A 24,550-nucleotide genomic window follows, 5' to 3' on the forward strand; every position below is an offset into this window, starting at 1 on the left:
GACAGTGAATTTTGGCGCCTACTGCGCGGTCCAGCCGCCATCAACCGGAATGGCGGTGCCGGTGACGTTATGCGCCACCGGAGCACAGAGCCACAGCGCCAGCGCACCGATTTCCGATGGATCCGACAGCCGTTTGCTAGGCTGTTTTTCGGACAGAAGATCGGCTATCCCCGCCTCTCTGTCGCCGCCCATCTGCGCCGCCCGCGCAGCCACCTGCGGTTCGATGATCGCGGTTTCGGTCCAGCCCGGACAGATGCAATTCACCGTCACGCCGCCGGTGTCCCGGCTGCCCTGATCGGCATACTCCAGCGCCGCCACCCGGCTAAGACCAACGAGACCGAATTTCGCGGCCACATAGGGCGCCTTGTCCTTGCTGGCGACCAACCCGTGGACGGAGGCGATATTGATCACCCGGCCAAATCCGCGCGCCGCCATGACCGGCAGCGCCGCCTGCATGATGTGAAAGGCCGCCGACAGGTTGACCGCTAGGATCGCATCCCAGGTCTCGCGCGGCATTTCGGCCAAAGGCGCAGTTTTCTGGATCCCGGCATTGTTCACCACGATATCTGCGCCGCCCCAGTCCGCAACGGCGCTCATCAGCGCGTCGATCTCCTCAGGCTGGCTCAGGTCCCCGGCAAAGAATCGCGCCTCGGGTGCCCCGGCCTCCTGCAGGGCCTCCGTCGCTGCCTGCGCGGTTGCTTCATCGGCGATGCCATGAACAGCGATACGGGCGCCCGCGCCCGCCAGTTCCTTTGCAATGGCAAGGCCGATCCCCTGAACCGATCCCGTCACCAGCGCCGTCTTTCCACTCAGATCCGTCATGCGTTTTCCTCCAGCATTTTGCGCAGCTCGGTCTTCAGGACCTTGCCGTAATTGTTCTTGGGAAGCTCCGCCGTGCGGATATAGGATTTGGGCCGCTTGAAGCGGGCGATCTGATCGTTGCAAAGCGCATCCAGCTCTGCCTCGGGTGCCGTCCCCACGATAAAGGCGACCACCTCTTCGCCCCAGTCGGCGTGCCTGCGCCCCACGACCGAGACCTCCTGCACATCCGGGTGCATCAGCAGCACTTCTTCGACCTCGCGCGGATAGACGTTCGAGCCGCCCGTGATGATCATATCCTTGGAGCGGTCCTGCAGCGTCAGATAGCCCGCCGCATCCATGACCCCCATGTCCCCGGTCATCAGCCAGCCGTCTTTCAACGTTTCTGCGGTGGCGGTCTCATTGTTCCAGTAGCCGGGCATCACCGCATCGCCGCGCACCATGATCTCTCCAACCTCTCCTGGCGGCAGCGGTGTGCCATCCGGCGATCCGATCTGCACCTCGACCGGGCTTTGGGCGCGGCCCACACCAGCCAGCCGGGCGCGCCATTCGGGATGGCTGCGGTCGATCACGTCATGACGGCTGAGCGCGGTGATCCCCATCGGGCATTCGCCCTGTCCGTAGATCTGTACAAAGACCGGACCGAAATGATCGACCGCCTCGATGATGTCCGCCAGATACATCGGGCCGCCCGCGTAGACGACCGTGCGCAGGCCGCGTCCGCTGCGCCCGGCCGCCTTGGCCTGCGCGGTCATGCGCGTCACCATGGTAGGCGCGGCGAACATCTGCACGCGGCCAAAATGCTCGGCCAGTTCGAAAATCTCATGCGGTTCAAATCCCCCCGACGGCGGGCAAACGTGCGCGGCGCCGACCAGCACGTGCAGCATGGCATAAAGGCCTGCGCCGTGGCTCATCGGGGCGGCATAGAGGATTTGATCCTCAGCGCTGGCCGCATCCACATCGTTGAGATAGGCCAGCGAAACCGTGATTAGCATCCGGTGGGTGATCATCACCCCCTTTGGCCTGCCTGTGGTCCCCGACGTGTAGAACAGCCATGCCAGATCCTGCGGTGCCCGGCGGACCGGCGCAGTCACAGGATCCGCAGCCAGCACAGCGGCCCCGTCTGCGCCGGAGAAGTCGATGATATCCAGCGTCACCCCGGCCTCGCGCAGGGCCGTATCCAGACCAGCCGAGGCAAAGACCAGCCGGGTGCCGGAATTTTCCAGGATATAGGCCGCCTCGCGCCCGTGGAGTTTTGCATTGACCGGCACCGCCGCGGCCCCAGCATACCAGATCCCGAAAAGGGCGATCAGGTAGTCCGGGCAATTCTTCATGAAGATCGCAACGCGGTCCCCTGGCTCTACCCCTTGCGAGACCAGCCAGCCCGCAACCTGCGCGGCCTTTTGGTGAAAGCTGCCGTAATCCGCCACCTGATCGCGGCCCAGAAACAAGGCAGGACGGTCCCCGCCCGCCGCAGCCTGACGGGCCAGCCACATTCCGATATTCATGCTAATCCTCCCTTAGCGCGCCCTGTTGAGCGGCAGAAATACATTTCCATGCGGCCCCGGCCTCTTCAATTCCGCAAAAATACCCGGTTAATAGAGGTCATGACAGATATCGCCTTTAGCCATGCGCCCGTCGGCCTTGCCGTGCTGGAACGCCGTGTGATCAAACGCTGCAATCTCCAGTTCGCCGCGACCTTTGGCGGGGAGCCAGCCGACTATGACGAAATGCTGATCGCGGATCTTTACCCCACCCAGGAAGAGTTCCGTCGTATTGGTGCGCTTTTGCAGGAAGAAGAGCACCGCACCGGCAGCTATAGCGACGAACGCATCATGCGGCGCAGATCAGGAGAACTCTTCTGGTGCCGGGTGCGTGGGCGATCCGTGTCCCCAGAAGCGCCGTTTCAGACCGGTGTCTGGTCCTTTGCCGATATCTCGGACGACCGCCCCGTGGTCAGCCTGACCCCGCGGGAACGCGAAGTCGCCATTCTGACCTGCAAGGGCCTGTCGGCCAAGGAAATCGGCGCCAAGCTGAACCTCTCCTACCGCACCATAGAAACCCACCGGGCGCACCTTCTGGAAAAGTTCGGCGCCCGCAAACTGCCCGAACTGGTGGCCAAGCTGACCGGGATGCCATTATGAGCCTTTAAGAGGCCGTAACAGCTGCCTTTGGCCAATCACAGGCCCCTCTGCAATTGCGAATCCCGCGCGACGCCCCCATGTTGGCGCTAATAGACCGCGCATGATCGGCAGCGCTTTCCTTGTGGTAAAGCTTGGCCTATAAGCGCTCTAATTTCCAGCCTGCGACATCTTCGCAGGCCTGTCGGAACCGGCTGAGGACAAAATGACAGAAAAATCTCACGAAGCTGACGTGGCATTCATCAAGGCGCTGGCGGAACTGCTGCGCGAAAACGACCTGACCGAACTGCAGGTCAAACGGGACTACGGTGAAGATGACAGCCTGAACGTGCGGGTTTCACGGCAAATCGCCGCCGCCCCTGCTCCGGTGCAGACGATCGCAGCGGCACCGGCCGCTGCCGCCGCACCGGCCCCGGCAGCAGCCGCTGCAGCTCCGGCACCGGAAGCCGCAGAAGATCCCGCCAGCCATCCCGGCGCGGTGACCTCGCCTATGGTCGGCACCGTCTATCTGCAGCCCGAACCCGGCGCGCCTTCCTTCATCAAGGTCGGTGACAGCGTCAAAGAGGGTGATACTCTGCTGATCGTCGAAGCGATGAAGACGATGAACCACATCCCCGCGCCGAAATCCGGCACGGTGAAGCGCATTCTGGTCGAAGACGGCGCCGCCGTGGAGTTCGGATCCCCCCTGGTCATCGTCGAGTAAGGATCCAGCATGTTTGACAAGATCCTGATTGCCAACCGCGGCGAGATCGCCCTGCGCGTGATCCGGGCCTGCCGAGAGATGGGCATCCAGTCCGTCGCCGTGCATTCCACCGCCGATGCCGATGCGATGCACGTGCGCATGGCGGATGAGTCGGTTTGCATCGGCCCGCCCGCCGGCAACCAAAGCTATCTGTCGATCCCGGCGATCATCTCGGCCTGTGAAATCACCGGCGCCCAGGCGATTCACCCCGGGTATGGCTTCCTGTCGGAAAACGCCAATTTCGTGCAGATCGTCGAGGATCACGGGCTGACCTTCATTGGCCCCTCGGCGGCGCATATCCGCATCATGGGCGACAAGATCACCGCCAAGGAAACCGCCAAGGAACTGGGCATCCCCGTGGTGCCGGGCTCTGAGGGCGGCGTGCCGGATCTGGCCACGGCCAAAGCCGCTGCGGCCGACATGGGCTATCCCGTGATCATCAAGGCCACCGCTGGTGGCGGTGGACGCGGCATGAAGGTGGCCAAGGACGAAGCCGAGCTGGAAATGGCCTTTTCCACCGCCCGCTCCGAAGCCAAGGCAGCCTTTGGCAATGACGAAGTCTATATGGAGAAATACCTCCAGAAGCCGCGTCATATCGAGGTTCAGGTCTTTGGCGACGGCAAGGGCACCGGTCTGCATCTTGCCGAGCGTGACTGCTCGCTGCAGCGACGCCACCAGAAGGTTTTCGAAGAGGCCCCCGGCCCCTCGATCAGCCCGGAAGAACGCGCCCGTATTGGCAAGATCTGCGCCGATGCCATCGGCAAGATGGGCTATTCCGGCGCTGGTACGGTCGAATTCCTTTACGAGGACGGCGAGTTCTATTTCATCGAGATGAACACCCGCCTGCAGGTGGAACACCCGGTGACCGAAGGTATTTTCGGTGTCGATCTGGTACGCGAACAGATCCGCGTTGCCTCGGGTCAGCCGTTGTCCTTTGGTCAGGACGATCTGCAGATCAATGGCCATGCCATCGAAGTGCGGATCAACGCTGAGAAACTGCCGAACTTCACCCCCTGTCCCGGCAAGATCACCGCGTTCCACGCGCCCGGCGGTCTGGGTGTACGGATGGATTCGGCGCTCTATGACGGCTATTCGATCCCGCCCTATTACGACAGCCTGATCGGGAAACTGATCGTGCACGGCCGCGACCGGCCCGAGGCGCTGGCGCGTCTCAGCCGCGCGCTGGGTGAGTTGATCGTCGATGGCATCGACACCACCGTTCCGCTGTTCCACGCCCTGCTGCAGGAGCGTGACGTGCTGGCCGGGGATTATGACATCCACTGGCTTGAGCACTGGCTGGAAGAAAACCTGCCCGCCTAAGGGCCGGGCTGCAAATGATCGCGACGGGGCGCGTCCATGCCCGCCCTGTCGCCTGAGGGCCTGCCAATAAGGCAAAGGCCACCAAGACGACCGAAGCCACCAAAGCCCCCGGGGGCACCCGCATGAGCCTTACGCCCGAACTCTTGCTGCATGCCTATTCCGTTGGCGTCTTCCCCATGTCAGAACACCGCGACGACCCGGAGATCTTCTGGGTTGATCCGAAACGGCGCGGCATCCTGCCTCTGGATGGGTTTCACATCTCCCGCTCCCTCGCGAAACGCATCCGCAACGGCGGCTTTTCGATCACCATCAACCGCGATTTCGCTGGTGTGGTCGCCGGCTGCGCCGACCGCCCGGATACCTGGATCAATGGCGAGATTTTCGACCGTTATATGGACCTGCACCGGATCGGCCATGCGCATTCGCTTGAGGTACGGCATGGCGATGAACTGGTTGGAGGCGTCTATGGGGTCTCGCTCGGCGCGGCGTTCTTTGGCGAAAGCATGTTCTCGCGCCAACGGGATGCATCAAAGGTGGCGCTGGCCTATCTGGTGGACCGGTTGCGGCAGGGCGGATTTGTTCTGTGCGACACTCAGTTCCTGACCGATCATCTGGCCTCGCTCGGCGCGATCGAGATCAGCCGTGCGGCCTATCGGCGGCAATTACGCGACGCCATGGAAGGGAGTGGCGATTTCACCCGCCCGCAGATACCGACGCCTCACTCGCTTTTGCAGCGGATGACCCAGACGTCATAGCGATTGTGATCCAGCGCGTTCAGCGCCGGGCTTGAGGCGATCATCCAGCCTTCAAAGAAGACTTCGCCATTGGCTGGGCTGCGCACGGTGAGGAAGGCATAGGCATCGCCGGTCGGGTTGTCAGCAGGATAACGGCATTCGCCCAAAGTCACGATCAGGCCCAGGATTTCTGCGCTGCCACCGACGGGGATCTCGGCATCCACCGTGCGCCCGTTGACCTTATCAAGGCCGCGCAAAACGGCAGCAGAGCCCGATGCGGCCTGTTCTTGTGCCGCCTGATCCTGTTCTGACAGCTCCTGCGTAATCACCGCCTGCGCCGCGGCATCCATCGCGGTCAGGCCGAACCCGGCACAAACAGCGCAGCCCCAAAGCAGCGCCGATCTGACAGTCCGCAGCCGGGCCGCGAGGTGCGTCACTGGTCTTCTCCACCACTTCCGGAAACGAATTTCACCAGAAGCGAAATCAGGCTGACCGCGCCCTGGGTGTCGAGGATCTCTTCCCCGGCCTCCAGGTTCAGCGGCGAACCACCGGGCATGATCTCGACGAAGTTACCGCCCAGCAACCCTTCGGAGGAGATCACTGCAGAGCTGTCGTCGGGAATCACGATGCCATTGTCCACGGTAAAACTGGTATCGGCGCGGAAGGTCTGCGGGTTCAGCTCGACCCCGGTGACGGTGCCGATCTTGACCCCGGCCAGCCGTACGTCAGTGCCGACAGTGACCCCTTCGAGAGAGCGGAAAGAGGCGCTGAGCGGATAGCCCGCCCCGCCGCGCGACAGGCCCGCAGCCTGTCCAGCGTAGACGGCAAAGGCAAGCGCCGCCGCAACGACAACGCCACCGGCCAGAACCTCTGTGGTATTATGGGACATATCGCCTGCCTAAATCGTTATTTGTCGTCAGCTGACACCGCAAAGATGTCAGGGGTTACTCGGGAACCCAGGCCTCGTAATCGCTGCGTCGCTCAGGCTCACCGCCCCGGCGGATTGATCCGGCCGGAGCATAGGCCAGCGCGGTGCCGGTCAGGTTTTCCTGATGCGGTTTTTCCCAGGTCTTATGCGCCAGCGGCTTGTCGCTCGGCACCTCGTCAAAGGTCCGGTGCAGCCAGCCATGCCAGTCGGGGCTGACGCGCGAAGCTTCGGCCTCACCGTTGAACATGACCCAGCGGCGGCTGTCATCGGCATTGCGGTAGAACACATTGCCCGCGTCATCCTCGCCCACTTTGATGCCTTTGCGGCGGGTGTAGATAGCGGTGTTGAGCGTGGAGCCGTTCCACCAGGTCACAGCGCGCAGAAGAGAGTTCAGGATTCCCATGGGTGCCTCCGAAAATGTTGCCCCTGATATGGCGTACTTTCGGCGCGAGGTCCAGTGGGTTGCCACCCTGTGGCTAACAGCATGGCAGGAATTGGCACGATCCCAGGCTTACTGGGGCAGAAGGGCCGTAACTTCGATTTCAATCCGGTACTTTGGATCGATCAGCCCGCATTCGATCATGGTTGCAGCGGGGGGATTATCCCCAAAGGTTTCAGCCAGCATCTGCCAGCAGGCGTCGAATTCAGCCCGGTCCGGCAGGTAATAGTTCACCCGCACCACATCGGCAAAGGAAGCGCCCGCCTCAGCCAGTGCCTTTGCAATGATATCCAGCGCCGAGCGGCACTGGGAGACAACATCCTCCCCCTGCCCCACAGTGCCTGCGACATGCACGAAACCGCCCGCTACAACGGCCCGGCAATAGCCGACCTTCTTCTCGAATTCGCCACCGGATGAAATGCGCTTGATGGTCATAGAATGCTCCTCTCTCAATTACGGTCACTAATCCCCAAACCGGATGCGTGCGGCAAGCCGTCTCTCGTTGCTGTAGAGAAACAGGGTATCTGAATACTGTCTGTACACGAACCAAGCGCCAGAACTGTAAAGAGTGTCCTTCAATTCAGTGGATAGCTCCATTGGCCAATACTTGGCGCAAGTGTCGATGTGGTCATAGTGATTTACAGGTGGCTCCGCCCGTGGGCTTTCGACCCACTGTCCGCCGAACCGGAATTGCCAACCCATTTCATCATCTATCCAAGTAGGCGGCTGTTCTGGCGCATCTGGCCCCAAACGCACGATGGCATATGTACAGTCCCAGGTCTCGGCATCTTTTGCGTGAAACCGACGTGTTGCCAGAACCTCTGCCACCGGAAGGTGCCCGGAAAAAACATCGCGCGCATATATCGGATCGTATGTCTGGCGGTTCTTCTCCGGCATCCAGGTGAAAAGATACCACCAAACCCCATAGAAAAAGGCGAACGTCAAAATGACGTTCGCCCCTCTGCGCAACAGCGCAAATGCGATCCACATCAGCGGGTTAACCGGCCGATGCGGATTCCTTTTCGTCAGCGTAGATCATCAGAGGCTGCGCATCCGATGTCACCGCTTCCTCGTTCACGACTACCTTGGTGACGTTCTCCATGCCCGGCAATTCGAACATGGTGTCGAGCAGGATATCTTCGAGGATCGAGCGCAGGCCCCGGGCACCGGTTTTGCGTTCGATGGCTTTCTTGGCAATTGCCATCAGCGCCTCGTCGGTGAAGTCCAGCTCGGTGTCTTCCAGCTCGAACAGGCGCTGGTACTGTTTGATCAGCGCGTTCTTCGGCTTGGTCAGGATGGTGACAAGCGCGTCCTCATCCAGATCTTCCAGCGTTGCCAGAACCGGCAGACGGCCAACAAATTCCGGGATCAGGCCGAATTTCAGCAGATCTTCGGGTTCAAGATCCTGGAAGATCTCGCCCACACCGCGGTCATCGTTGTCACGCACATCGGCGCCAAAGCCCATGGCAGAGCCCTTGCCGCGCTGCGCGATGATCCGGTCGAGACCGGCAAAGGCACCGCCGCAGATGAACAGGATGTTGGTGGTGTCCACTTGCAGGAATTCCTGCTGCGGATGCTTGCGCCCGCCCTGCGGCGGAACCGAAGCAACGGTACCTTCCATCAGTTTCAGCAGCGCCTGCTGCACGCCCTCGCCCGACACGTCGCGAGTGATCGAGGGGTTTTCCGACTTGCGGGTGATCTTGTCGACCTCGTCGATATAGACGATGCCGCGCTGCGCGCGCTCGACGTTGTATTCTGACGCCTGCAACAGCTTGAGGATGATGTTCTCCACATCCTCGCCCACGTAACCGGCTTCGGTAAGCGTGGTGGCGTCAGCCATGGTAAAGGGCACATCCAGAATACGCGCCAGCGTCTGCGCCAGCAGCGTCTTGCCGCAGCCGGTGGGGCCGATCAGCAGGATGTTGGATTTCGCCAGTTCGATATCGCTGGCGGTTTTCTGCGCGTGGTTCAAACGCTTGTAGTGGTTGTGCACCGCCACCGAAAGAACCCGCTTTGCCGTGGCCTGACCGATCACATAATCGTCAAGAACCTCGCAGATGTCCTTGGGCGTGGGCACGCCATCGGTGGCCTTCAGCCCCGACGCCTTGGTTTCTTCGCGGATGATGTCCATGCACAGTTCGACGCATTCGTCGCAGATGAACACGGTCGGTCCTGCAATCAGCTTGCGCACCTCATGCTGGCTTTTGCCGCAGAAGGAACAGTAAAGCGTGTTCTTGCTGTCGCCGCTTGAGTTCGTTGCCATGATCTACCTTTCAGTCCGCTCGGGCCGAAAAAGAGCCGTCAGCCCCCTTCGCCTTTTTGACAGCTTAAGACACTGCTCAAGCGGTCACAATGTCAAAGTGTGCCCCAAAGGGATAGGGGCACACACCCAGTTGATCTACCGGGCTTAGCTGGTTTCGTCGTCGCCTTTGCTGCGGCTTTCGACGATTTCGTCAATCAGGCCAAAGGCCTTGGCTTCTTCGGGCGACATGAAATTGTCACGCTCCAGCGCGCTTTCGACCTTCTCGTATTCCTGGCCGGTGTGCTTCACGTAAATTTCATTGAGGCGGCGCTTCAGCTTCAGCGTTTCCTCGGCGTGGATCATGATGTCGGTCGCCTGACCCTGATACCCGCCGGACGGCTGGTGTACCATCACGCGGCTGTTGGGCAGCGAAAAGCGCATGCCGGGCTCACCCGCGGTCAGCAGAAGCGAGCCCATCGAGGCCGCCTGACCAATCACCAGGGTCGAGACCTTGGGCTTGATGTACTGCATGGTGTCGTAGATCGACAGGCCCGAGGTCACAACACCGCCGGGGCTGTTGATATACATCGAGATTTCCTTGGACGGGTTTTCAGCCTCAAGGTGCAGCAGCTGTGCCACGACCAGCGAGCTCATCCCATCGTGAACCGGACCGTTGAGGAAGATGATACGCTCTTTCAGCAGGCGCGAGAAGATATCGTAGGCGCGCTCACCCCGGCTGGTCTGTTCAACCACCATGGGCACCAGAGTGTTCATGTATGTTTCTGTCGGATCAATCATTAGGACCTGCCTGCTTTGAATTATGTCCGCCATCATATCGGACCAACTGTTACCTGAGTCTTAGTGCTCGCCCAAAAGGCCTGCAAGGGGCGGTATGCGAATTTAAACCGCCTGCGCCCGTCCTGCCGCTCCTCCTGCGACCGGTTCCGCACCCCGGGTCGGCAGGTCGCTATTCGCGAATCCCCGGTCGCAATTCCCCGGCCTGCCTGCAAAACTCTGGCTTAAGACACAGAGACACTCCCGGCGGCGGATCCATGCCATGACAGATGACAGCTTCGTTCAAAAAGGTGCGGCGGCAAAGCTGGACGTGCCATTTGAAGGGGAACCGCAGGATTTCTATTTCCTGCTGCTGAAAAAGGCGACGATGCTGCCCGTCGCAGCCGCAATCGAACCTCTGCGGATCGCCAATCAGGTCACCAACACGCGGCTTTATCGCTGGTTCGTGATGACCGAGGATGGCGAACCGATCCGGTGTTCAAACGGGATGATGATTACGCCGGACATGCCCCTGCGCCCCCTGCCCGCCGACAGTCTTGGCTTTGTCTGCGCCGGCGTGGAACCCCAAAGCACCGCTGGCGAGGCCACGCTCAACTGGCTGCGCCGCGAAAGCCGCTTTGGCCGCTCCATCGGTGGCATCTGCACGGGCGCCTTTGCACTGGCTCAGGCCGGACTTATCAAGGATCAGAAATTCACCCTGCACTGGGAGAACCAGCCGGGGTTCATCGAACGATTTCCGCGCCTGACTCCATCCGCCAATACATTCGAGGTTTCGGGCCCCCTGATGACCTGCGGCGGCGGCAATGCCGCGACCGACCTGATGCTGAGCCTCATTGAAGCGCGCCACGGCAAACAGCTGGCCATTATCGTGGCCGACATGTGCCTGCATGCCCGCTCCGGCGGACAGGCCGCGCCGCAGAAGTCGAATTTCGCGGTTGCCATTGGCAGCCGCAACCAGCGCCTGCTTAACGCCTTGCAGCTGATGCAGGAAGCGATCGAAGAACCGCTTCAGATCGGCGATCTTTGCGCCCGATTGGATATCTCCCGTCGCCAGCTGGAGCGGCTTTTTGCCCGCTACCTGAACCAGAGCCCGATGCACGTCTATTGCGATATGCGGCTCAGCCATGCCTTTGCCCTGATGAATGAAACCTCGATGTCGGTGACCGAGATCGCGCTGGCTTCGGGCTTCAACAGCACCACGCATTTTTCTCGCCAGTTCAAACGCAAATTCGGTGCCAGCCCGCATTTCTTCCGTAAAGGCTGGTCCTGACACTCAACGGGCTGATGCCCGGCGCCCAAGTAAGAACGCCCCGGCAAATGCCGGGGCGTTGGTTGTTTTTCGGACAGATCAGACAGGCCGTGTTCAGGACAGATCGAAGCGATCTGCGTTCATCACCTTGGTCCAGGCCGCCACGAAGTCATTGACGAATTTCCCGCCATTGTCCGCCTGGGCATAGACCTCGGCCAGGGCGCGCAGTTGCGAGTTGGAGCCAAAGACCAGATCACAACGGGTGGCTGTCCATTTGACCTCTCCGCTGGCGCGGTCGCGGCCTTCGAACTCCTGTGCCTCGTCCGAGGTGGGTTTCCACTCGGTCGACATATCCAGAAGATTAACGAAAAAGTCGTTGGACAGGGTTTCGGGCTTATCCGTGAAAACACCATGGGTAGTCTGCCCGACGTTGGTGTTCAGAACCCGCAGGCCACCGACAAGCGCTGTCATTTCCGGTGCTGTCAGCGTCAGCAGTTGCGCCCGGTCCAGCATCATCTCTTCCGGCGCAACAGTGAACTGCGTCTTATGGTAGTTGCGGAAACCATCAGCCACCGGTTCCAGCACCTCGAAGGATTCCACATCGGTCTGCTCAGCCGTTGCGTCTGCACGTCCCGGTGTGAAAGGCACAGTGATGTCCTGCCCAGCCTTCTTTGCAGCCTGCTCGATACCAACCGAGCCACCCAGCACGATCAGATCTGCCAGCGACACCTGTTTGCCATCGCTGCGGCCTGCGTTGAAGGCGCCCTGGATCCCTTCCAGCACGCCCAGAACACGGGCCAGCTGTTCGGGTTGGTTGGCTTCCCAGTCCTTTTGCGGCGCAAGACGGATACGGGCACCGTTGGCACCGCCCCGCTTGTCCGACCCACGGAAGGTCGAGGCCGAGGCCCAGGCGGTCGAAACCAGCTCAGGGATGGTCAGATCCGAAGCCGCAATCTTCTCTTTCAGTTCGGCGATTTCCGCCTCACCAATGACCGGATGGGTCACGGCAGGGATCGGATCCTGCCAGATCAGATCTTCGGCGGGAACCTCATCGCCCAGGTAGCGCGATTTCGGCCCCATATCGCGGTGGGTCAGCTTGAACCAAGCGCGGGCAAAGGCATCTGCGAACTCTTCCGGGTTCTCGTGGAAACGACGCGAGATCTTCTCATAGGCCGGGTCCATGCGCATTGCCATGTCGGCGGTGGACATGAAGATCGGAACCTTCTTGGACGGATCCTCCGGATCCGGCGCCATATCCTCTTCCTGGATGTCCTTGGGCGTCCAGACCCAAGCACCGGCCGGGCTTTTGACCTTTTCCCATTCGTATTTGAACAGCACGTCAAAATAACCGTTGTCCCATTTGATCGGGTTCGACGTCCAGGCGCCTTCCAGACCCGAGGTGATGGTGTCACGGCCCTTGCCGGATTTGTAGCTGCTGAGCCAGCCAAAACCCATCGCCTCCATCGGCGCGGCTTCGGGTTCGGCGCCCACATGAGCGGCATCGCCCGCGCCGTGCATCTTGCCAAAGGTGTGGCCACCAGCGGTCAGCGCCACGGTTTCCTCGTCGTTCATCGCCATGCGGGCAAAGGTTTCGCGGATGTCGCGGCCCGAGGCGATGGGGTCCGGGTTACCGTCAGGACCTTCCGGGTTCACGTAGATCAGGCCCATCTGCACGGCGGCCAGCGGGTTTTCCAGCTCACGATCGCCAGAATAACGGCTGTTTTCCGTATCTGAGGTCGCCAGCCATTCGTCTTCGGCGCCCCAGTAGATGTCCTCTTCCGGCTCCCACACGTCAGCGCGGCCACCGGCAAAACCGAAGGTCTTGAAGCCCATATCCTCAAGCGCGCAGTTGCCCGCAAGGATCATCAGGTCGGCCCAGGAGATCTTGTTGCCGTACTTCTGCTTGATCGGCCACAGCAGGCGACGCGCCTTGTCGAGGTTGCCGTTATCCGGCCAGCTGTTCAGCGGCGCAAAACGCTGCTGCCCCGTGCCACCGCCCCCGCGGCCATCGCCGGTGCGGTAGGTGCCTGCGCTGTGCCAGGCCATGCGGATGAACAGACCGCCATAGTGACCGTAATCCGCCGGCCACCAGTCCTGGCTGTCGGTCATCAGCGCATAAAGGTCTTTCTTCAGCGCCTTCAGGTCGAGTTTATTGAATTCTCCTGCGTAATCAAAGGCCTGCCCCATCGGGTCGGACTTTGCGCTGTTCTGATGCAGGATCCGCAGGTTCAGCTGGTTCGGCCACCAATCGCTGTTGACGCGCGCGCCAAAGGTGGTTGTGCCGCCGTGCATCACCGGGCATTTGCCGCTGGGAATATCATTGCCGTCCATTTTTTCCTCCGATTATTGCTACGTTTCTGTCGTCGTGGCGCGACATCTGCCCCGGAATGGGCCATTCCAGAAGGACAAGTGTCTGTCAGGAGAAGAGCCTTTGCGTGGAGTGCAGAAACTCAGATCGGATCCGCAGCCCTAAAGGCCTCCCTCCTTTAACCTAGAAACGTTCTAACAAATCCGTGCGATAAAAATAAGTTATTTTTACTGATAGCAATCATAGCAAATTCCTATGCCTTTGTTCGCGGATGCGCGAACCACAGCGACCCAGCCAACAATCAATCCTGATCGGCAATAAAAAACAGGCGCGGAAGCGATCCGCGCCTGTTTTCAGAAATGTATTGCCAGGTGGACTGCCCGGCCCCGCCGCCCCATGAAGAGCGGCAATGCCAGAACCATATGGCCGTCAGACCATCAGCCGCCGAAAGACTTCAGATAGGCGATGACCGCTTCGATGTCGTCGTCTTTCTTCAGCCCAGCAAAGGACATTTTGGTCTTTTTCATGTATTTCTTCGGCTTTGCCAGAAAGGCAGAAAGCTCTTCTTCGGTCCAGACCAGACCGTCTTCATTGGCCGACTTCATGGCCTTGGAATAACGGAAGCCTTCCACAGCACCAGCAGCGTGACCAACGATCCCGTTCAGAACCGGACCGGTCTTGTTCTTGGCTTTGTCACCCACCTGGTGGCAAGACTTACACTTTTTGAAGACCTTTTCGCCATCTGCAACCAGTTCAGGGTCCAGCGCGGCAACCTCTTCCACCGGCTCAGCGGCGGCAGGCTCTTCCGCCTTGGCCTCTTCAACCACGGCTTCACCGGTTTCCGCCGGAGGGACTTCGCCGGTTTCGTCCGGGGTAACATCGAGAACCGCCGCACGCATGGTGATTTCCACGCTGTCCTTGCAGTTTTCCATGCAAGGCGTGTCGGTCCAGAAATGCGCTTCGGAGGTCAGGCGGTCATCGACGATGAAGCCATCCGCGTTGGGCATTTCCACATCCAGGAAGTTCTCGTTCGACAGGGTGAACTCGTCATCCACCAGATCGTTGGAGTACAGGATATAGGCCACGATGGCATAGACCTCATCCGGTTCCAGCGTCTGCGCCGCGCCAAAGGGCATCGAGCGGTTGACGTAGTCCCACGTCGTCGACAGATGCGGCCAGTAGGAACCGACCGTCTTCAGCGGGTCCTCGTGGTCCAGCGTGTCGGCACCGCCCGCCAGTTTCGGCCAGTTGCCAACGCCCTCGGCGAAATCGCCATGGCAGACAGCGCATTGTTCGGCAAAAATTTCTTCGCCGGTGAAGACATCACCGGAACCTTCGGGCAGGCCGGTGCCATCGGGACTGACGTCCTGGTTCCACGCAGCGATCTCTTCGGGCAGTGCCGGGCGGCCCAGTCCGAATTTCTCTGCATAGGCAGGCACCGCCAAGGCGGTGGCCACTGCTGTTGCTGCGATCAGATTAGGAAACTTCGACATTTTCCGCCTCTCCGTTTGCCTTCACCCACCAGGTCTGGATGGAATTGTTGTGATAGATCGAGTTCAGACCACGCACGTCGCGCAGCTGGGTCTTGGTCGGCTGCACGTAGCCCGAGCTGTCGCGGGCGCGGCTTTGCAGGAACATTTCCTGACCGTCCCAGTCGATATCGAGGTAGAAGCGCGTCAGCGCCTTATCGGTTCCGGGCGCCGCAAGGCGGGCCTCATTCCAAGTCTTGCCGCCATCAATGGAGACATCAACGCCGGTGATGTGGCCGCGACCGGACCAGGCCAGACCGGTGATGACCAGCGGACCCTTGCCGTGGGTGATCGGCGACTGCGGGCTGGGGCTGGTGACAACGGATTTCGCATCCATTTCCCAGGTCCATTTGCGGCTGGTGCCGTCGGCCAGCGTGTCGGTGTACTTCGAGGTTTCCTCGCGGGATTCAACCGGGCCGTTGGTGACTTCGATGCGACGCAGCCACTTGACCCACATGTTGCCTTCCCAGCCGGGAACGACCAGGCGCACCGGATAGCCGTGCTCTTTGCGCAGGGCTTCGCCGTTGGCCTTGAAGGCGACCAGAACGTCATCGAGCGCCTTGTCCATCGGGATCGAACGGCCGTTAGAGGAGGCATCGGCGCCTTCCACGTAGACCCATTTGTCCTTCAGATCGCCTGCTGCATCCAGACCGGCCTCTTCCAGCAGCGTGCGCAAGCTGACGCCGGAATATTCCATGTTGTGGATCATGCCGTGGGTGAACTGGGCGCCGTTCAGCTGGGCACCGGCCCATTCCATGCCCGAGTTCGCCGCGCATTCGCAGAAGTAGACGCGGTTTTCACGGGGAAAACGCTCCAGATCGGCGTAGGAGAAGACCAGCGGCGTGTCGACCAGACCGTTGATCATCAGGCGGTAGTCTTCTTTCTTCAGCTCGATCGCGCCCGAGTGGTGACGTTCGAACGCACAACCCTGCGGCGTGATGGTGCCATCCAGGGCGTGGATCGGGGTAAAGTTGATCGACGAAATCGTATCGGCGGTCAGCCATTCCACGTTGCGGCGGATCACATCCGATTCATAGCTGATCGGAAGACCATACGGGGTGGCGTCGACGCCATCACCCAAGCCGCTGGCCCATTCCTGGACTTCCGTGATCAGCGGGTCAGGCCCGGCCGCCTGGGCCGCACCAGCAACCGCAGATCCGGCCCCGGCCGCAGCCGCACCCGCCAGAAACTGACGGCGCGACGGGGTGAAACCCTTTGAATTATCGCTCATCTTGTTCATGCCTCCATATTTAGATGAGTGCCCTGGCAGGGCCCCATCGGCGCAAAATTTGCCCGTCAGGCGGCGGCGCTGATTAAGCGCCGACCACCTTGACCGAGTTGTTCGGGTTGACCGTGACGGTGCCCATTTTCTTGATGTGGTTTTCGACGACGTCCCAGATCTGCGGACCTTCGGTGCCTTCGTTGACGCTGGCCCAGCCGGCGACCATGTAGGTCTTCGCCGGATCGATCGCCTCACCGTTCTTCAGCAGCGTCATCTCGGTGATCCGTTCGCCCTGAGGTTTGGTGATGTCGATGCGGTAGCCCATGCCACCGATGCGCACCATGTCGCCGCCCTGCTGGTAATAGGGGTCCGGGTTGAAGATGTTGTCAGCCACGTCTTCCAGGATCACCTTGATGAATTCACCGGTCATCTCGCTGCGATAGGCGGCGCCATAGCTCATCGAGGTGACGTTCCAGATGTCTTCGCGGGTGATGTCGTCACCCGGCACCAGCGACGGGCCCCAGCGTACGCCGGGCGACATGGCGATATCAGCTTCACGCTCGCTCAGCAGCGCGTCGCAGATCAGATCATCCCAGGTGCCGTTGAAGTTGCCGCGACGATAGAGCAGCGAGTCGGTCTGGCCGATCACCTCTTCCAGTTCGGCCTTGAACGGCGCGCGCTGCTCGTCGATCAGCTTGGACACAACCGGATCGGGCGCGATCACATCCGAGAAGATCGGGATCAGCTTGTGCTTCAGACCCATCATCTGACCATCGCGCACGTCCAGATCCACGCGGGAGACGAATTTGCCGTTGGAACCGGAGGCGATGATGTGGGTCGTGCCCACCAGCACCGGTTCGGGCAGCGCATCGTGGGTGTGGCCCGACAGAATCACGTCGATACCGGTGACAACGCTGGCCATCTTCTTGTCCACGTCGAAACCATTGTGCGACAGGCAGACCACCACATCGGCGCCCGCTGCGCGCACCTCGTCCACCATCTCCTGCATATGCTCGTCACGGATCCCGAACGAGTATTCCGGGAACATCCAGCCGGGGTTCGCGATGGGCATATAGGGGAAGGCCTGACCGATGACGGCGACCTTGGCGCCGCCGCGTTCGAAGAACTTGTACGGCTTGAACAGCTCGGCCGGTTCGTCCCATTCGGAATCAAAGATGTTTTGCCCCAGCGCGGCAAAGGGCAGACCTTCGACGATCTCATTCACACGGTCGGAGCCCAGCGTGAACTCCCAGTGGAAGGTCATCGCATCCGGTTTCAGCGCGTTCATCACGTTGACCATGTCCTGACCTTCGGTCTTGTGACAGGTCATGGAGCCGTGCCAGGTGTCACCGCCGTCCAGCAGCAGCGCATCAGGCCGATCCGCACGGATGGCATTGATCACTGTCGACATGCGGTCCAGACCGCCTACGCGCCCGTATCCTTTGGCGAGGGAGGAAAAATCGTCATAGGTGAGCGCGTAAGCGGAAGGACTGCCAACCGCGATGCCATAGGCCTTGCGGAAGTCGGCACCGGTGATATGCGGCACCTGACCCTTGTTCGCGCCCACCCCGAGGTTGATCGAGGGTTCACGGAAATAGATCGGTTTCAGCTGCGCATGAATGTCGGTGACATGGATGATGCTGATATTGCCGAAGGTATCAAACTCCAGCAATTGATCCTGAGTCAGGCTTTGCTGCGCCGCAAGACGCCCCCAATTGCCAAAACCAGATGCCCCGACCAGGGCAGAGGCGGCCATCGAAACCTGCAGAAAATCACGGCGCGAGATCATGGTACTCTGATATCCTGTGTAAACATACGACATATTCGCATGTGTGAATATTGAAAGAACGAAAGACCCCGCACCATGAACTGGCACGGGGTCGTTCCGGGTTTAGTTACGGACAGACGGTCCTTCAACCGACAGGCCGTTGCCGCGCGAAGCGACATAAAGCTCAAGTGCGACGAAATCCTGCGAACCGGGCTTGTAGGTTTCGGCGCGGGTATCACGTACGCAGCCTTTGAAACGGGCATGAACGGTGTTCAGCTTGGCGTTTTTCAGGCGGTAGGCCGGGAAGCCATTGATCTGGCCTTGGCTCAGGTGGTCGGCGCGGATCATGTTGCCATAGTTGTCTTCATGGCAGTTCGCGCAGGACAGCTCGAGCTGGCCGGTACGCGTGTAATACATTTCCTTACCTTTTTCCCACATCGCCTGAACCGGACCATCGGTGGCAACGTTGACGGGCATGCCACGCGACTGGACAGAGATCAGAGCCTCCATCGACGCCATGTCACCGCCAGTGTATTTCCACTTGTCGGCGCCCATCTGGTTTTCGCGGCAGTCGTTGATCTGCATGGCCAGGGTGCGGACTTCGCCAGCTTCTTCGTTCCACTTGGGATAGACTGCGCGCACGCCTTTCATGCTGTCGGCAACATCGTCGTGGCAGGACGCGCAGGACTTGCCTTCGGATCCTTCGACGGTTTCCCAGCTGTCCATTGCTTGATCAACAAAGACCATCGCGGGGTTTTCGAAATCGTCCATCTGCAGGGCCTGGGTCTCGTCCGAGCGGAAGTGCCAGCCAGACATGACTTCGTCCAATGCGTCAGCGACTGCAGCCGGAGCCGCAGTCTTGGTGACCATTTCGATCTCTTCGTTCACCACGAGCGTGTCGTCGTCTGCGCCGGCGAAGGCGGCCATCGGCAGGGCCAGCACGGCGGCAATGGCAGTGAGTGCCTTATATTTCATTCCATATCCTCCCTTGGGTATCCGCCTCGCCCGCCGGAGTGGCGGACGAGACGCTTGCCTTTGAGATCCGGAAAGGATCAGGCGATCTTGATCGACTTCGCCGTGTCGTAGACGGATCCATCATCGTCATACCATGTGAATTTGAAGTCGCCTGCTTCAGGCACGGTGGCTTCAAACTCAATGTAAGGGTTGGTGGAAATCGCCGGTTCCATCGTGACGTCGATCACCATGGCGCCGTTAAACTCGCAAGTGAAACGGTTGATGATCGAACGCGGAATGACGTTGCCTTCCTTGTCCTTACGCTGGCCGCTTTCCATCTTGTGGCTGATCAGCGTCTTGATGGTGACGGCTTCGCCAGCAGCGGCTTTCTTCGGGACCTTGACGCGGGGTTTTACACCGGATGCCATGTCTTAACTCCTTGAATTCGGAAAGGGATGCGGGGCGATCAGCCGCCGCAGCCTCCGATGGTCACTTTCACAGCGGCGCTTGCCTTGGCAAAGCTGCCGTCTGCCATTTTGGCAATGGCCACGACGTCCTGGGTACCAGCAAGGCGGATCCGGGTGGATGCGGACTGGCTGGCGGCACCGGGGCCGAAGTTGAAGGTTGCAACGCCGGGGGTCGGGTTGCCGGTGGCCAGAACCATGATCGCGGTCGCGCCGGGGGCGTTAACCGAAATCGGCACGGTGTTGCCGTTTTCGGCAATCTCCGGCGCAGTCAGTTCAATACCGCTGTCGGCCATATCGGCACCGCCGGTGAACTCGGCGATCTTATCGTCTGCCGATGCGCTCAGGCGGTAGGGCAGAACCGTCAGCACGGCGGCGCCCAGGCCCATCGCCAGGGTTTCGCGACGTGAGAACTCCATCATTTGTCTCCTTTGACTTCGCTCGGACAAGCAGCTGGAAGCTGCTGTCTCACTCTTCTTTCAGCGTCGCGAGGAAAGCGACGACATCTTCAATCTCCTGGGCGGTCAGGATCGGCGGCAGCGGCTCTGCGCCCGCCTTACCGGTGTAGGCATCGCCCGGACGGATAAACCCGTCGACCTTGTAGAACGCAGGCATCATGGTGCCCTCGAAGGTCATTTTTGCATTCGCCACGAGGCCACGCAGCTCAGCTTCACTCCAGCGCTCCCCCGCGCCGTCCAGCATGGGGCCGATTTCGCCGTGGAAGGGCACGTCAGCCAGTGCAGTCACCTGATGACAGGCCACGCAGTTCCCCTTGGACTTGGTCCCGGCGATGATCGCACCGTTGGCCGCGTCGCCAGCAACACCTGTCAACGATTCGGCAATTGCGCCATCCTCGGTGAATTTCACGTCTTTCGGCGCGACTTCGCCCGCCTGCGACATGGTCCCGGCCAGACACATGGCCAGTGTCAGAGATAGTCTCTTCATGGTTCCTCCCGTTGGCTGCCACCGCGAAGTGGCCTGCTTAGCTATTGCATACCGTAGGCCACCGAAGGCCTGGGACGCAACAACAAATTCATTAATGTGAATTTTAATTCTCTTGCGCAAAGGATCAGTCTGTTGATCCATTGTTGCGCTCCTGAATGCGGCGCGCGTGATACCTTTGGAAATCCTCCCCATTATCAAGCTCGTACCGCTTCTCGTTGACCCAGGTGAACATATCGAGCGTGGTCCCCGCCCCAAAGGCCCCCGGCATGATGGAAACGGCCGCCTGCACCGCGGTCTGATCCTCGGGTACCTCTTCCGGCAGGAAAAGAATCGTCGGCGTGAACAGCACGTTCCACTTCCGCGCCATCTCCCGCTCCTGCAGGGTTTCGCCGTCGAAATCCGTCACCTCGGTGGATCCGTGCAGGTTCAGCTGAACGACGAAATAATTCTCTTCGATGTAGTTGCTGACTTCCGGACGCGGGAACACCTCCTCGTGCATCTTGGCGCAGTAGATGCAGCCCCGCTGCTCAAAGAAAAGAACCAGCCGCTTGCCCTCTGCATTCGCCTCGGCAAGATCTTCCTGAAGGTCCTTGAAGGTGTCACGCATCCATGCGGTTTTATGAAGGCCGTCGTCGCCCACCTCGACCGCTGCCACCGGCCCGGCCAGAAGCACTGGAAGCGCCAGCGCGGCAAGCGGTGCGGAAATCATTTTGAGTAATCTATTCATTGCCTTGTCTCTCCCATTTATGGTGACAGTCAGCCAATTGTGGACAGTCCGGGCATCCAGCGGATCATTGCATCGGCAATGTAGCTGACACCTCCGGTGACAATCAGCACAGCGAACAGGATCAGCATAACCCCCATCGCCTTTTCCACCCAAGCAAAAGCGGTCCGGTGCCGCGCCACCCAGGCCAGGAACGGCTTTGCAAACAGGGCGGCAACGACGAAAGGCGCCGTCATTCCAACGCCGTAGACCAGCAAGAGCAGGCCACCGCGCCAGATGTCCCCCATGCCGGAGGCGATCATCAGGATCGACGCCAGCGCCGGTCCCACGCAGGGAGTCCAGCCAAAGCCAAAGGCCAGCCCCATCAGATAGGCCCCAATCAGCGTGGAAGGCTCGGCCGAGCTTTCCATGCGTGCCTCGCGGTATAGGAGCGGAATGCGCATCACGCCCAGGAAATGCAGGCCGAACAGGACCAGCACCCCGGCGGCGCCATAGGCCAGAATATCCATGTAGCGCCCGAATAACTGCCCCAGCGCGGTAGCTCCCATGCCCATCAACATGAAAACCGTGGTGACACCAGCTGCGAAACACAGCGCAGAGATCACCAGCCGACGCTGCGCCCCCGGCGCAATGCGCCCGTCGCCGCGCAGTTCAGCCATCGAAAGCCCGCCCATGTAGGACAGGTAAAACGGCACCATCGGCAGGATGCAGGGCGTGAAAAAGCTCAACAAACCGGCAAACAGGGCCCCAAAGTACGATATTTCGAGCATCTCAGCTCCTTTTTTGGGCGCATTAGCCGATATTCGGGGACGGCGCGCCTTGTCTCATTCACATATTCAAATTAAGTTGTGTTACATAAAGAACCTACTCACTGCACCTTCGTCAACGGCTTCGAACGGCTTCATCATGGTTTTTGCGTCCACAGTTCCTCTGCGGCCCTTGCTGCTGCTGCGCCGGTTGCTGGCCGGTTTTTTTGTGCTGTGCACGCTCAGCCTACCTGCCCGGGCAGTGGAACTGGTGATGGTCGAACAGCATGGCTGCGAATGGTGCGCGCGCTGGAACGAAGAAATCGCGCCAATCTATCCCAAAACGGCCGAAGGCGCCTTTGCGCCGCTGCGCCGGGTGGATCTGCGCAATATGCCGGATGACTTGGAAACAACTCGTCGCGTTCTTTTTACCCCGACCTTCTTGATTGTGGAGGACGGTCATGAGAAGGCCCGGCTCGAAGGATATCCGGGGGCCGATTTTTTCTGGCCCCTGCTGGAGGCGCTGCTGCGCGATCATGCAGACTTTGCGCCGGATGGAGAAGTGGGCGACAGCTGACCGGTCTGGAGACCGACACGTCTGGCTGACTGGGACAAGTATAGATGTGCGGGGCCATTCGGCCCGCCACAAAGGAGAATGAGCGATGGGGTTGCCGCAATTTTCGGTAGACATGGCAGATGACGATCTTGAGAAGATGATGGACAACGCCACCACGGCGTCCAATTTCCTCAAGGCGATCAGCCACGAAGGTCGTCTCATGATCCTGTGCCATCTGGTCACCGGCGAGAAATCCGTCACCGAGCTGGAAGAGCTGCTTTCGGCGCGTCAGGCAGCGGTATCGCAGCAACTGTCCCGCCTGCGCCTTGAAGGTCTGGTTGTGCCGCGCCGCGACGGCAAGGCCATCTACTACCGGCTGGCAGACGACCGTCCGCGCCGCATCCTCGAAGTGGTCTACGACCTCTTCTGCAACTAAGCACGACCTAGATTTTCTCCCTGCCCTACCCGTCTTGTCCCGGTCCGGGGCCAGCAAGATACGCACGGCCTGAGCGACCTGTAGATCCTTCAACATCTGTCCGCTCGGTTGTGTTCCCGAGCTCCCATAGCTGACCACCTGCCCATCGACAGCAGGCGGCGACAGCGCGATGCCGCTTGCATCGCACACCTCCTTTCTGCATGACTCGAAGGATAGGAAACCTGCCGGGAGGGGCGTCTCATGTTTGATATGCTGACAGAACATCACCTGGCGGCCATTGCAGGCCTCGTAGGCGGAATCCTTCTTGGCCTTGCTGCCCGGCTGGGCAGGTTCTGCACGCTTGGCGCGATCGAGGACGTCCTTTATGGCGGCTCCACCCTGCGCATGCGTATGTGGATATTGGCAATCGGCGTCGCCGTTATCGGCAGCTTTTCCCTTATTGCAGCAGGACTTATGGATGAAAGCGAAAGTTTCTACCTCAGCATCAGATGGATGCCTCTGGCTTCAATCATCGGGGGTTTGATGTTCGGCTACGGAATGGCGCTCAGCGGCAATTGCGGCTATGGCGCTATCGCCCGACTGGGCGGCGGTGATCTGCGCAGTTTCGTCATCGTGCTGGTCATGGGCGTGTCCACCTATGTGGTTCTTTCCGGTCCGCTTGCGCCCTTGCGCAATTTCTTCTTTGAGCAGCATCAGGTCACGACCGATATTCCCCCCGGGCTGGCCCATCACGCCGCTGCCCTGACGGGTCTGCCACTGCACACCATCGGGCTTGCCGTCGGCGCCGTGCTGGTCATCGCCGCGCTTTGCGGACGCGAACTGCGTCAGGACAAGAGCGCGGTCTTCTGGTCCGTGATCGTCGGCCTTGCCATCGTTTCGGGCTGGGGCCTGACCAGCGAGGTCAACCAGACCGGTTTCGAAGCCCTCCCGGTGGTGTCGCATTCCTTTTCTGCCCCTCTGGGTGAGACTATTTTGTGGACCATGACCGGCAGCCTGCGCCCCTTGTCCTTTGCCGTCGGCTCCATCGCAGGGGTCTGGGCCGGGGCCTTCATCGGCTCGCTGATCAAGGGGCATTTTCGCTGGGAGGCCTGCGAAGACCCCCGCGAATTGCGCCGCCAGATCGTGGGTGCGGGCATCATGGGCGCAGGTGCCGTCATCGCCATGGGCTGCACCGTCGGTCAGGGGCTCAGCGCATTTTCACTGCTCGCCGTTTCCGCGCCGGTCACCTTCCTGGCGATTTTTGCCGGGGCGGCGATTGGCCTGCGGCAGCTGATCGAAGGCTTCCGCCCCGCCGAGTGATCCGGATTCGCCCCTTCGCCGACGCCGCCACAGCATGATATACGGGGCATCGGCTCCAGATGAAGTATCACGAACAGGCGAAAAACGGCCCAAGTTGTAACGGTTTGGTAAAACCTTGGAGCACGTCACGCAATTGTTACAGGTCCGCGCAACTTAGCACGCGACGACGCACCGTCGGCATCTGGAACTT

27 protein-coding genes are annotated in these 24,550 nt (G+C 60.3%); 8 read left to right on the plus strand and 19 right to left on the minus strand.

The annotated features are described in order from the left end of the window. Positions 1-18: 18 nt before the first annotated feature. Entirely contained in the window at positions 19-822 is an 804-nt protein-coding gene (locus JL2886_RS02350; RefSeq protein WP_065270551.1) for a 3-hydroxybutyrate dehydrogenase, read from the minus strand. Further along, positions 819-2,327 carry a class I adenylate-forming enzyme family protein gene (locus JL2886_RS02355; protein ID WP_065270552.1) on the minus strand — a complete coding sequence of 503 codons (1,509 nt, stop codon included), beginning with the start codon at positions 2,325-2,327 and terminating at the stop codon, positions 819-821. Before JL2886_RS02355 ends, JL2886_RS02350 begins: the two co-directional genes overlap by 4 nt. A 99-nt stretch (positions 2,328-2,426) precedes the next feature. On the opposite strand from JL2886_RS02355, the gene JL2886_RS02360 reads away from it, so the two are divergent. The 4 genes from JL2886_RS02360 to aat all read left to right on the plus strand — a co-directional run bounded on the left by JL2886_RS02360 (position 2,427) and on the right by aat (position 5,777). Continuing rightward, complete coding sequence (locus JL2886_RS02360) at positions 2,427-2,963, plus strand: LuxR C-terminal-related transcriptional regulator (protein WP_065270553.1); 537 nt, start codon at positions 2,427-2,429, stop codon at positions 2,961-2,963. A gap of 202 nt (positions 2,964-3,165) precedes the next feature. Beyond that, positions 3,166-3,663, plus strand: coding sequence for an acetyl-CoA carboxylase biotin carboxyl carrier protein (gene accB, locus JL2886_RS02365; RefSeq protein WP_065270554.1), 498 nt, complete (start codon positions 3,166-3,168; stop codon positions 3,661-3,663). Between the two features lie 9 nt (positions 3,664-3,672). Further along, a complete protein-coding gene (gene accC, locus JL2886_RS02370) occupies positions 3,673-5,022 on the plus strand; it encodes an acetyl-CoA carboxylase biotin carboxylase subunit (protein WP_065270555.1) in 1,350 nt (449 codons plus the stop codon). A gap of 122 nt (positions 5,023-5,144) precedes the next feature. Beyond that, positions 5,145-5,777, plus strand: coding sequence for a leucyl/phenylalanyl-tRNA--protein transferase (gene aat / locus JL2886_RS02375; protein ID WP_065270556.1), 633 nt, complete (start codon positions 5,145-5,147; stop codon positions 5,775-5,777). Here aat and JL2886_RS02380 read toward each other — a convergent pair. The 7 genes from JL2886_RS02380 to JL2886_RS02410 all read right to left on the minus strand — a co-directional run bounded on the left by JL2886_RS02380 (position 5,741) and on the right by JL2886_RS02410 (position 10,163). Further along, positions 5,741-6,106: a DUF2155 domain-containing protein gene (locus JL2886_RS02380; protein ID WP_065273488.1), complete on the minus strand. Its 366-nt coding sequence runs from the start codon at positions 6,104-6,106 to the stop codon at positions 5,741-5,743. The two genes, aat and JL2886_RS02380, sit on opposite strands and share 37 nt — an antisense overlap. A gap of 83 nt (positions 6,107-6,189) precedes the next feature. Next, positions 6,190-6,645: an outer membrane lipid asymmetry maintenance protein MlaD gene (gene mlaD / locus JL2886_RS02385; protein ID WP_065270557.1), complete on the minus strand. Its 456-nt coding sequence runs from the start codon at positions 6,643-6,645 to the stop codon at positions 6,190-6,192. Between the two features lie 55 nt (positions 6,646-6,700). Beyond that, positions 6,701-7,087, minus strand: coding sequence for an NADH:ubiquinone oxidoreductase subunit NDUFA12 (locus tag JL2886_RS02390; protein ID WP_065270558.1), 387 nt, complete (start codon positions 7,085-7,087; stop codon positions 6,701-6,703). A gap of 108 nt (positions 7,088-7,195) precedes the next feature. Beyond that, entirely contained in the window at positions 7,196-7,558 is a 363-nt protein-coding gene (locus tag JL2886_RS02395; protein WP_065270559.1) for a RidA family protein, read from the minus strand. Positions 7,559-7,585: 27 nt separating this feature from the next. Beyond that, entirely contained in the window at positions 7,586-8,113 is a 528-nt protein-coding gene (locus JL2886_RS02400) for a hypothetical protein (protein WP_065270560.1), read from the minus strand. Between the two features lie 7 nt (positions 8,114-8,120). Further along, positions 8,121-9,386 carry an ATP-dependent Clp protease ATP-binding subunit ClpX gene (gene clpX / locus JL2886_RS02405; protein WP_065270561.1) on the minus strand — a complete coding sequence of 422 codons (1,266 nt, stop codon included), beginning with the start codon at positions 9,384-9,386 and terminating at the stop codon, positions 8,121-8,123. Between the two features lie 144 nt (positions 9,387-9,530). Further along, positions 9,531-10,163, minus strand: coding sequence for an ATP-dependent Clp protease proteolytic subunit (locus JL2886_RS02410; protein WP_065270562.1), 633 nt, complete (start codon positions 10,161-10,163; stop codon positions 9,531-9,533). A 259-nt stretch (positions 10,164-10,422) separates the two neighbouring features. Here JL2886_RS02410 and JL2886_RS02415 point away from each other — a divergent pair, with 259 nt between their 5' ends. After that, a complete protein-coding gene (locus JL2886_RS02415; protein WP_065270563.1) occupies positions 10,423-11,430 on the plus strand; it encodes a GlxA family transcriptional regulator in 1,008 nt (335 codons plus the stop codon). A 93-nt stretch (positions 11,431-11,523) separates the two neighbouring features. Here the strand turns inward: JL2886_RS02415 and katG are convergent, their stop codons facing one another. The 10 genes from katG to JL2886_RS02465 all read right to left on the minus strand — a co-directional run bounded on the left by katG (position 11,524) and on the right by JL2886_RS02465 (position 22,093). Next, positions 11,524-13,740 (minus strand): catalase/peroxidase HPI, encoded by a 2,217-nt coding sequence (gene katG / locus JL2886_RS02420; RefSeq protein WP_065270564.1) that lies wholly within the window; start codon positions 13,738-13,740, stop codon positions 11,524-11,526. 414 nt (positions 13,741-14,154) lie between these two features. After that, a complete protein-coding gene (locus tag JL2886_RS02425; protein WP_065270565.1) occupies positions 14,155-15,210 on the minus strand; it encodes a c-type cytochrome in 1,056 nt (351 codons plus the stop codon). Then, the gene (gene soxC, locus JL2886_RS02430) at positions 15,194-16,477 is read right to left on the minus strand and encodes a sulfite dehydrogenase (RefSeq protein WP_065273489.1); all 1,284 of its coding nucleotides are present in this window, start codon (positions 16,475-16,477) and stop codon (positions 15,194-15,196) included. Before soxC ends, JL2886_RS02425 begins: the two co-directional genes overlap by 17 nt. 82 nt (positions 16,478-16,559) lie before the next feature. Beyond that, positions 16,560-18,257 (minus strand): thiosulfohydrolase SoxB, encoded by a 1,698-nt coding sequence (soxB, locus tag JL2886_RS02435; RefSeq protein ID WP_065270566.1) that lies wholly within the window; start codon positions 18,255-18,257, stop codon positions 16,560-16,562. Between the two features lie 102 nt (positions 18,258-18,359). Next, positions 18,360-19,211 carry a sulfur oxidation c-type cytochrome SoxA gene (soxA, locus tag JL2886_RS02440; RefSeq protein ID WP_065270567.1) on the minus strand — a complete coding sequence of 284 codons (852 nt, stop codon included), beginning with the start codon at positions 19,209-19,211 and terminating at the stop codon, positions 18,360-18,362. Positions 19,212-19,288: 77 nt separating this feature from the next. Then, a complete protein-coding gene (gene soxZ / locus JL2886_RS02445; RefSeq protein WP_065270568.1) occupies positions 19,289-19,618 on the minus strand; it encodes a thiosulfate oxidation carrier complex protein SoxZ in 330 nt (109 codons plus the stop codon). 38 nt (positions 19,619-19,656) lie between these two features. Continuing rightward, a complete protein-coding gene (gene soxY / locus JL2886_RS02450) occupies positions 19,657-20,073 on the minus strand; it encodes a thiosulfate oxidation carrier protein SoxY (RefSeq protein ID WP_065273490.1) in 417 nt (138 codons plus the stop codon). Positions 20,074-20,122: 49 nt separating this feature from the next. After that, a complete protein-coding gene (gene soxX, locus JL2886_RS02455; protein WP_065270569.1) occupies positions 20,123-20,599 on the minus strand; it encodes a sulfur oxidation c-type cytochrome SoxX in 477 nt (158 codons plus the stop codon). Positions 20,600-20,723: 124 nt separating this feature from the next. After that, the gene (locus JL2886_RS02460; protein WP_065270570.1) at positions 20,724-21,326 is read right to left on the minus strand and encodes a thioredoxin family protein; all 603 of its coding nucleotides are present in this window, start codon (positions 21,324-21,326) and stop codon (positions 20,724-20,726) included. 29 nt (positions 21,327-21,355) lie between these two features. Continuing rightward, positions 21,356-22,093: a cytochrome c biogenesis CcdA family protein gene (locus tag JL2886_RS02465; protein ID WP_065270571.1), complete on the minus strand. Its 738-nt coding sequence runs from the start codon at positions 22,091-22,093 to the stop codon at positions 21,356-21,358. Positions 22,094-22,229: 136 nt separating this feature from the next. Here JL2886_RS02465 and JL2886_RS02470 point away from each other — a divergent pair, with 136 nt between their 5' ends. From JL2886_RS02470 to JL2886_RS02480, 3 genes are all read left to right on the plus strand, one after another. Then, the gene (locus tag JL2886_RS02470) at positions 22,230-22,646 is read left to right on the plus strand and encodes a hypothetical protein (RefSeq protein WP_065270572.1); all 417 of its coding nucleotides are present in this window, start codon (positions 22,230-22,232) and stop codon (positions 22,644-22,646) included. A gap of 85 nt (positions 22,647-22,731) precedes the next feature. Then, a complete protein-coding gene (locus tag JL2886_RS02475; RefSeq protein ID WP_065270573.1) occupies positions 22,732-23,061 on the plus strand; it encodes an ArsR/SmtB family transcription factor in 330 nt (109 codons plus the stop codon). A 240-nt stretch (positions 23,062-23,301) separates the two neighbouring features. Further along, entirely contained in the window at positions 23,302-24,360 is a 1,059-nt protein-coding gene (locus tag JL2886_RS02480) for a YeeE/YedE family protein (RefSeq protein WP_065270574.1), read from the plus strand. Positions 24,361-24,550 lie beyond the last annotated feature (190 nt).

The organism is Phaeobacter gallaeciensis, from assembly GCF_001678945.1.
In the GTDB taxonomy this organism is placed as follows: domain Bacteria; phylum Pseudomonadota; class Alphaproteobacteria; order Rhodobacterales; family Rhodobacteraceae; genus Phycobacter; species Phycobacter gallaeciensis_A.

What these genes read in the sequence shown, in the direction of transcription:
- JL2886_RS02350 (WP_065270551.1), bottom strand. Translation starts at nt 822, where the DNA reads ATGACGGATCTGAGTGGAAAGACGGCGCTGGTGACGGGATCGGTTCAG.
- JL2886_RS02355 (WP_065270552.1), bottom strand. Translation starts at nt 2,327, where the DNA reads ATGAATATCGGAATGTGGCTGGCCCGTCAGGCTGCGGCGGGCGGGGAC.
- JL2886_RS02360 (WP_065270553.1), top strand. Translation starts at nt 2,427, where the DNA reads ATGACAGATATCGCCTTTAGCCATGCGCCCGTCGGCCTTGCCGTGCTG.
- accB (WP_065270554.1), top strand. Translation starts at nt 3,166, where the DNA reads ATGACAGAAAAATCTCACGAAGCTGACGTGGCATTCATCAAGGCGCTG.
- accC (WP_065270555.1), top strand. Translation starts at nt 3,673, where the DNA reads ATGTTTGACAAGATCCTGATTGCCAACCGCGGCGAGATCGCCCTGCGC.
- aat (WP_065270556.1), top strand. Translation starts at nt 5,145, where the DNA reads ATGAGCCTTACGCCCGAACTCTTGCTGCATGCCTATTCCGTTGGCGTC.
- JL2886_RS02380 (WP_065273488.1), bottom strand. Translation starts at nt 6,106, where the DNA reads ATGGATGCCGCGGCGCAGGCGGTGATTACGCAGGAGCTGTCAGAACAG.
- mlaD (WP_065270557.1), bottom strand. Translation starts at nt 6,645, where the DNA reads ATGTCCCATAATACCACAGAGGTTCTGGCCGGTGGCGTTGTCGTTGCG.
- JL2886_RS02390 (WP_065270558.1), bottom strand. Translation starts at nt 7,087, where the DNA reads ATGGGAATCCTGAACTCTCTTCTGCGCGCTGTGACCTGGTGGAACGGC.
- JL2886_RS02395 (WP_065270559.1), bottom strand. Translation starts at nt 7,558, where the DNA reads ATGACCATCAAGCGCATTTCATCCGGTGGCGAATTCGAGAAGAAGGTC.
- JL2886_RS02400 (WP_065270560.1), bottom strand. Translation starts at nt 8,113, where the DNA reads ATGTGGATCGCATTTGCGCTGTTGCGCAGAGGGGCGAACGTCATTTTG.
- clpX (WP_065270561.1), bottom strand. Translation starts at nt 9,386, where the DNA reads ATGGCAACGAACTCAAGCGGCGACAGCAAGAACACGCTTTACTGTTCC.
- JL2886_RS02410 (WP_065270562.1), bottom strand. Translation starts at nt 10,163, where the DNA reads ATGATTGATCCGACAGAAACATACATGAACACTCTGGTGCCCATGGTG.
- JL2886_RS02415 (WP_065270563.1), top strand. Translation starts at nt 10,423, where the DNA reads ATGACAGATGACAGCTTCGTTCAAAAAGGTGCGGCGGCAAAGCTGGAC.
- katG (WP_065270564.1), bottom strand. Translation starts at nt 13,740, where the DNA reads ATGGACGGCAATGATATTCCCAGCGGCAAATGCCCGGTGATGCACGGC.
- JL2886_RS02425 (WP_065270565.1), bottom strand. Translation starts at nt 15,210, where the DNA reads ATGTCGAAGTTTCCTAATCTGATCGCAGCAACAGCAGTGGCCACCGCC.
- soxC (WP_065273489.1), bottom strand. Translation starts at nt 16,477, where the DNA reads ATGAGCGATAATTCAAAGGGTTTCACCCCGTCGCGCCGTCAGTTTCTG.
- soxB (WP_065270566.1), bottom strand. Translation starts at nt 18,257, where the DNA reads ATGATCTCGCGCCGTGATTTTCTGCAGGTTTCGATGGCCGCCTCTGCC.
- soxA (WP_065270567.1), bottom strand. Translation starts at nt 19,211, where the DNA reads ATGAAATATAAGGCACTCACTGCCATTGCCGCCGTGCTGGCCCTGCCG.
- soxZ (WP_065270568.1), bottom strand. Translation starts at nt 19,618, where the DNA reads ATGGCATCCGGTGTAAAACCCCGCGTCAAGGTCCCGAAGAAAGCCGCT.
- soxY (WP_065273490.1), bottom strand. Translation starts at nt 20,073, where the DNA reads ATGGAGTTCTCACGTCGCGAAACCCTGGCGATGGGCCTGGGCGCCGCC.
- soxX (WP_065270569.1), bottom strand. Translation starts at nt 20,599, where the DNA reads ATGAAGAGACTATCTCTGACACTGGCCATGTGTCTGGCCGGGACCATG.
- JL2886_RS02460 (WP_065270570.1), bottom strand. Translation starts at nt 21,326, where the DNA reads ATGAATAGATTACTCAAAATGATTTCCGCACCGCTTGCCGCGCTGGCG.
- JL2886_RS02465 (WP_065270571.1), bottom strand. Translation starts at nt 22,093, where the DNA reads ATGCTCGAAATATCGTACTTTGGGGCCCTGTTTGCCGGTTTGTTGAGC.
- JL2886_RS02470 (WP_065270572.1), top strand. Translation starts at nt 22,230, where the DNA reads ATGGTTTTTGCGTCCACAGTTCCTCTGCGGCCCTTGCTGCTGCTGCGC.
- JL2886_RS02475 (WP_065270573.1), top strand. Translation starts at nt 22,732, where the DNA reads ATGGGGTTGCCGCAATTTTCGGTAGACATGGCAGATGACGATCTTGAG.
- JL2886_RS02480 (WP_065270574.1), top strand. Translation starts at nt 23,302, where the DNA reads ATGTTTGATATGCTGACAGAACATCACCTGGCGGCCATTGCAGGCCTC.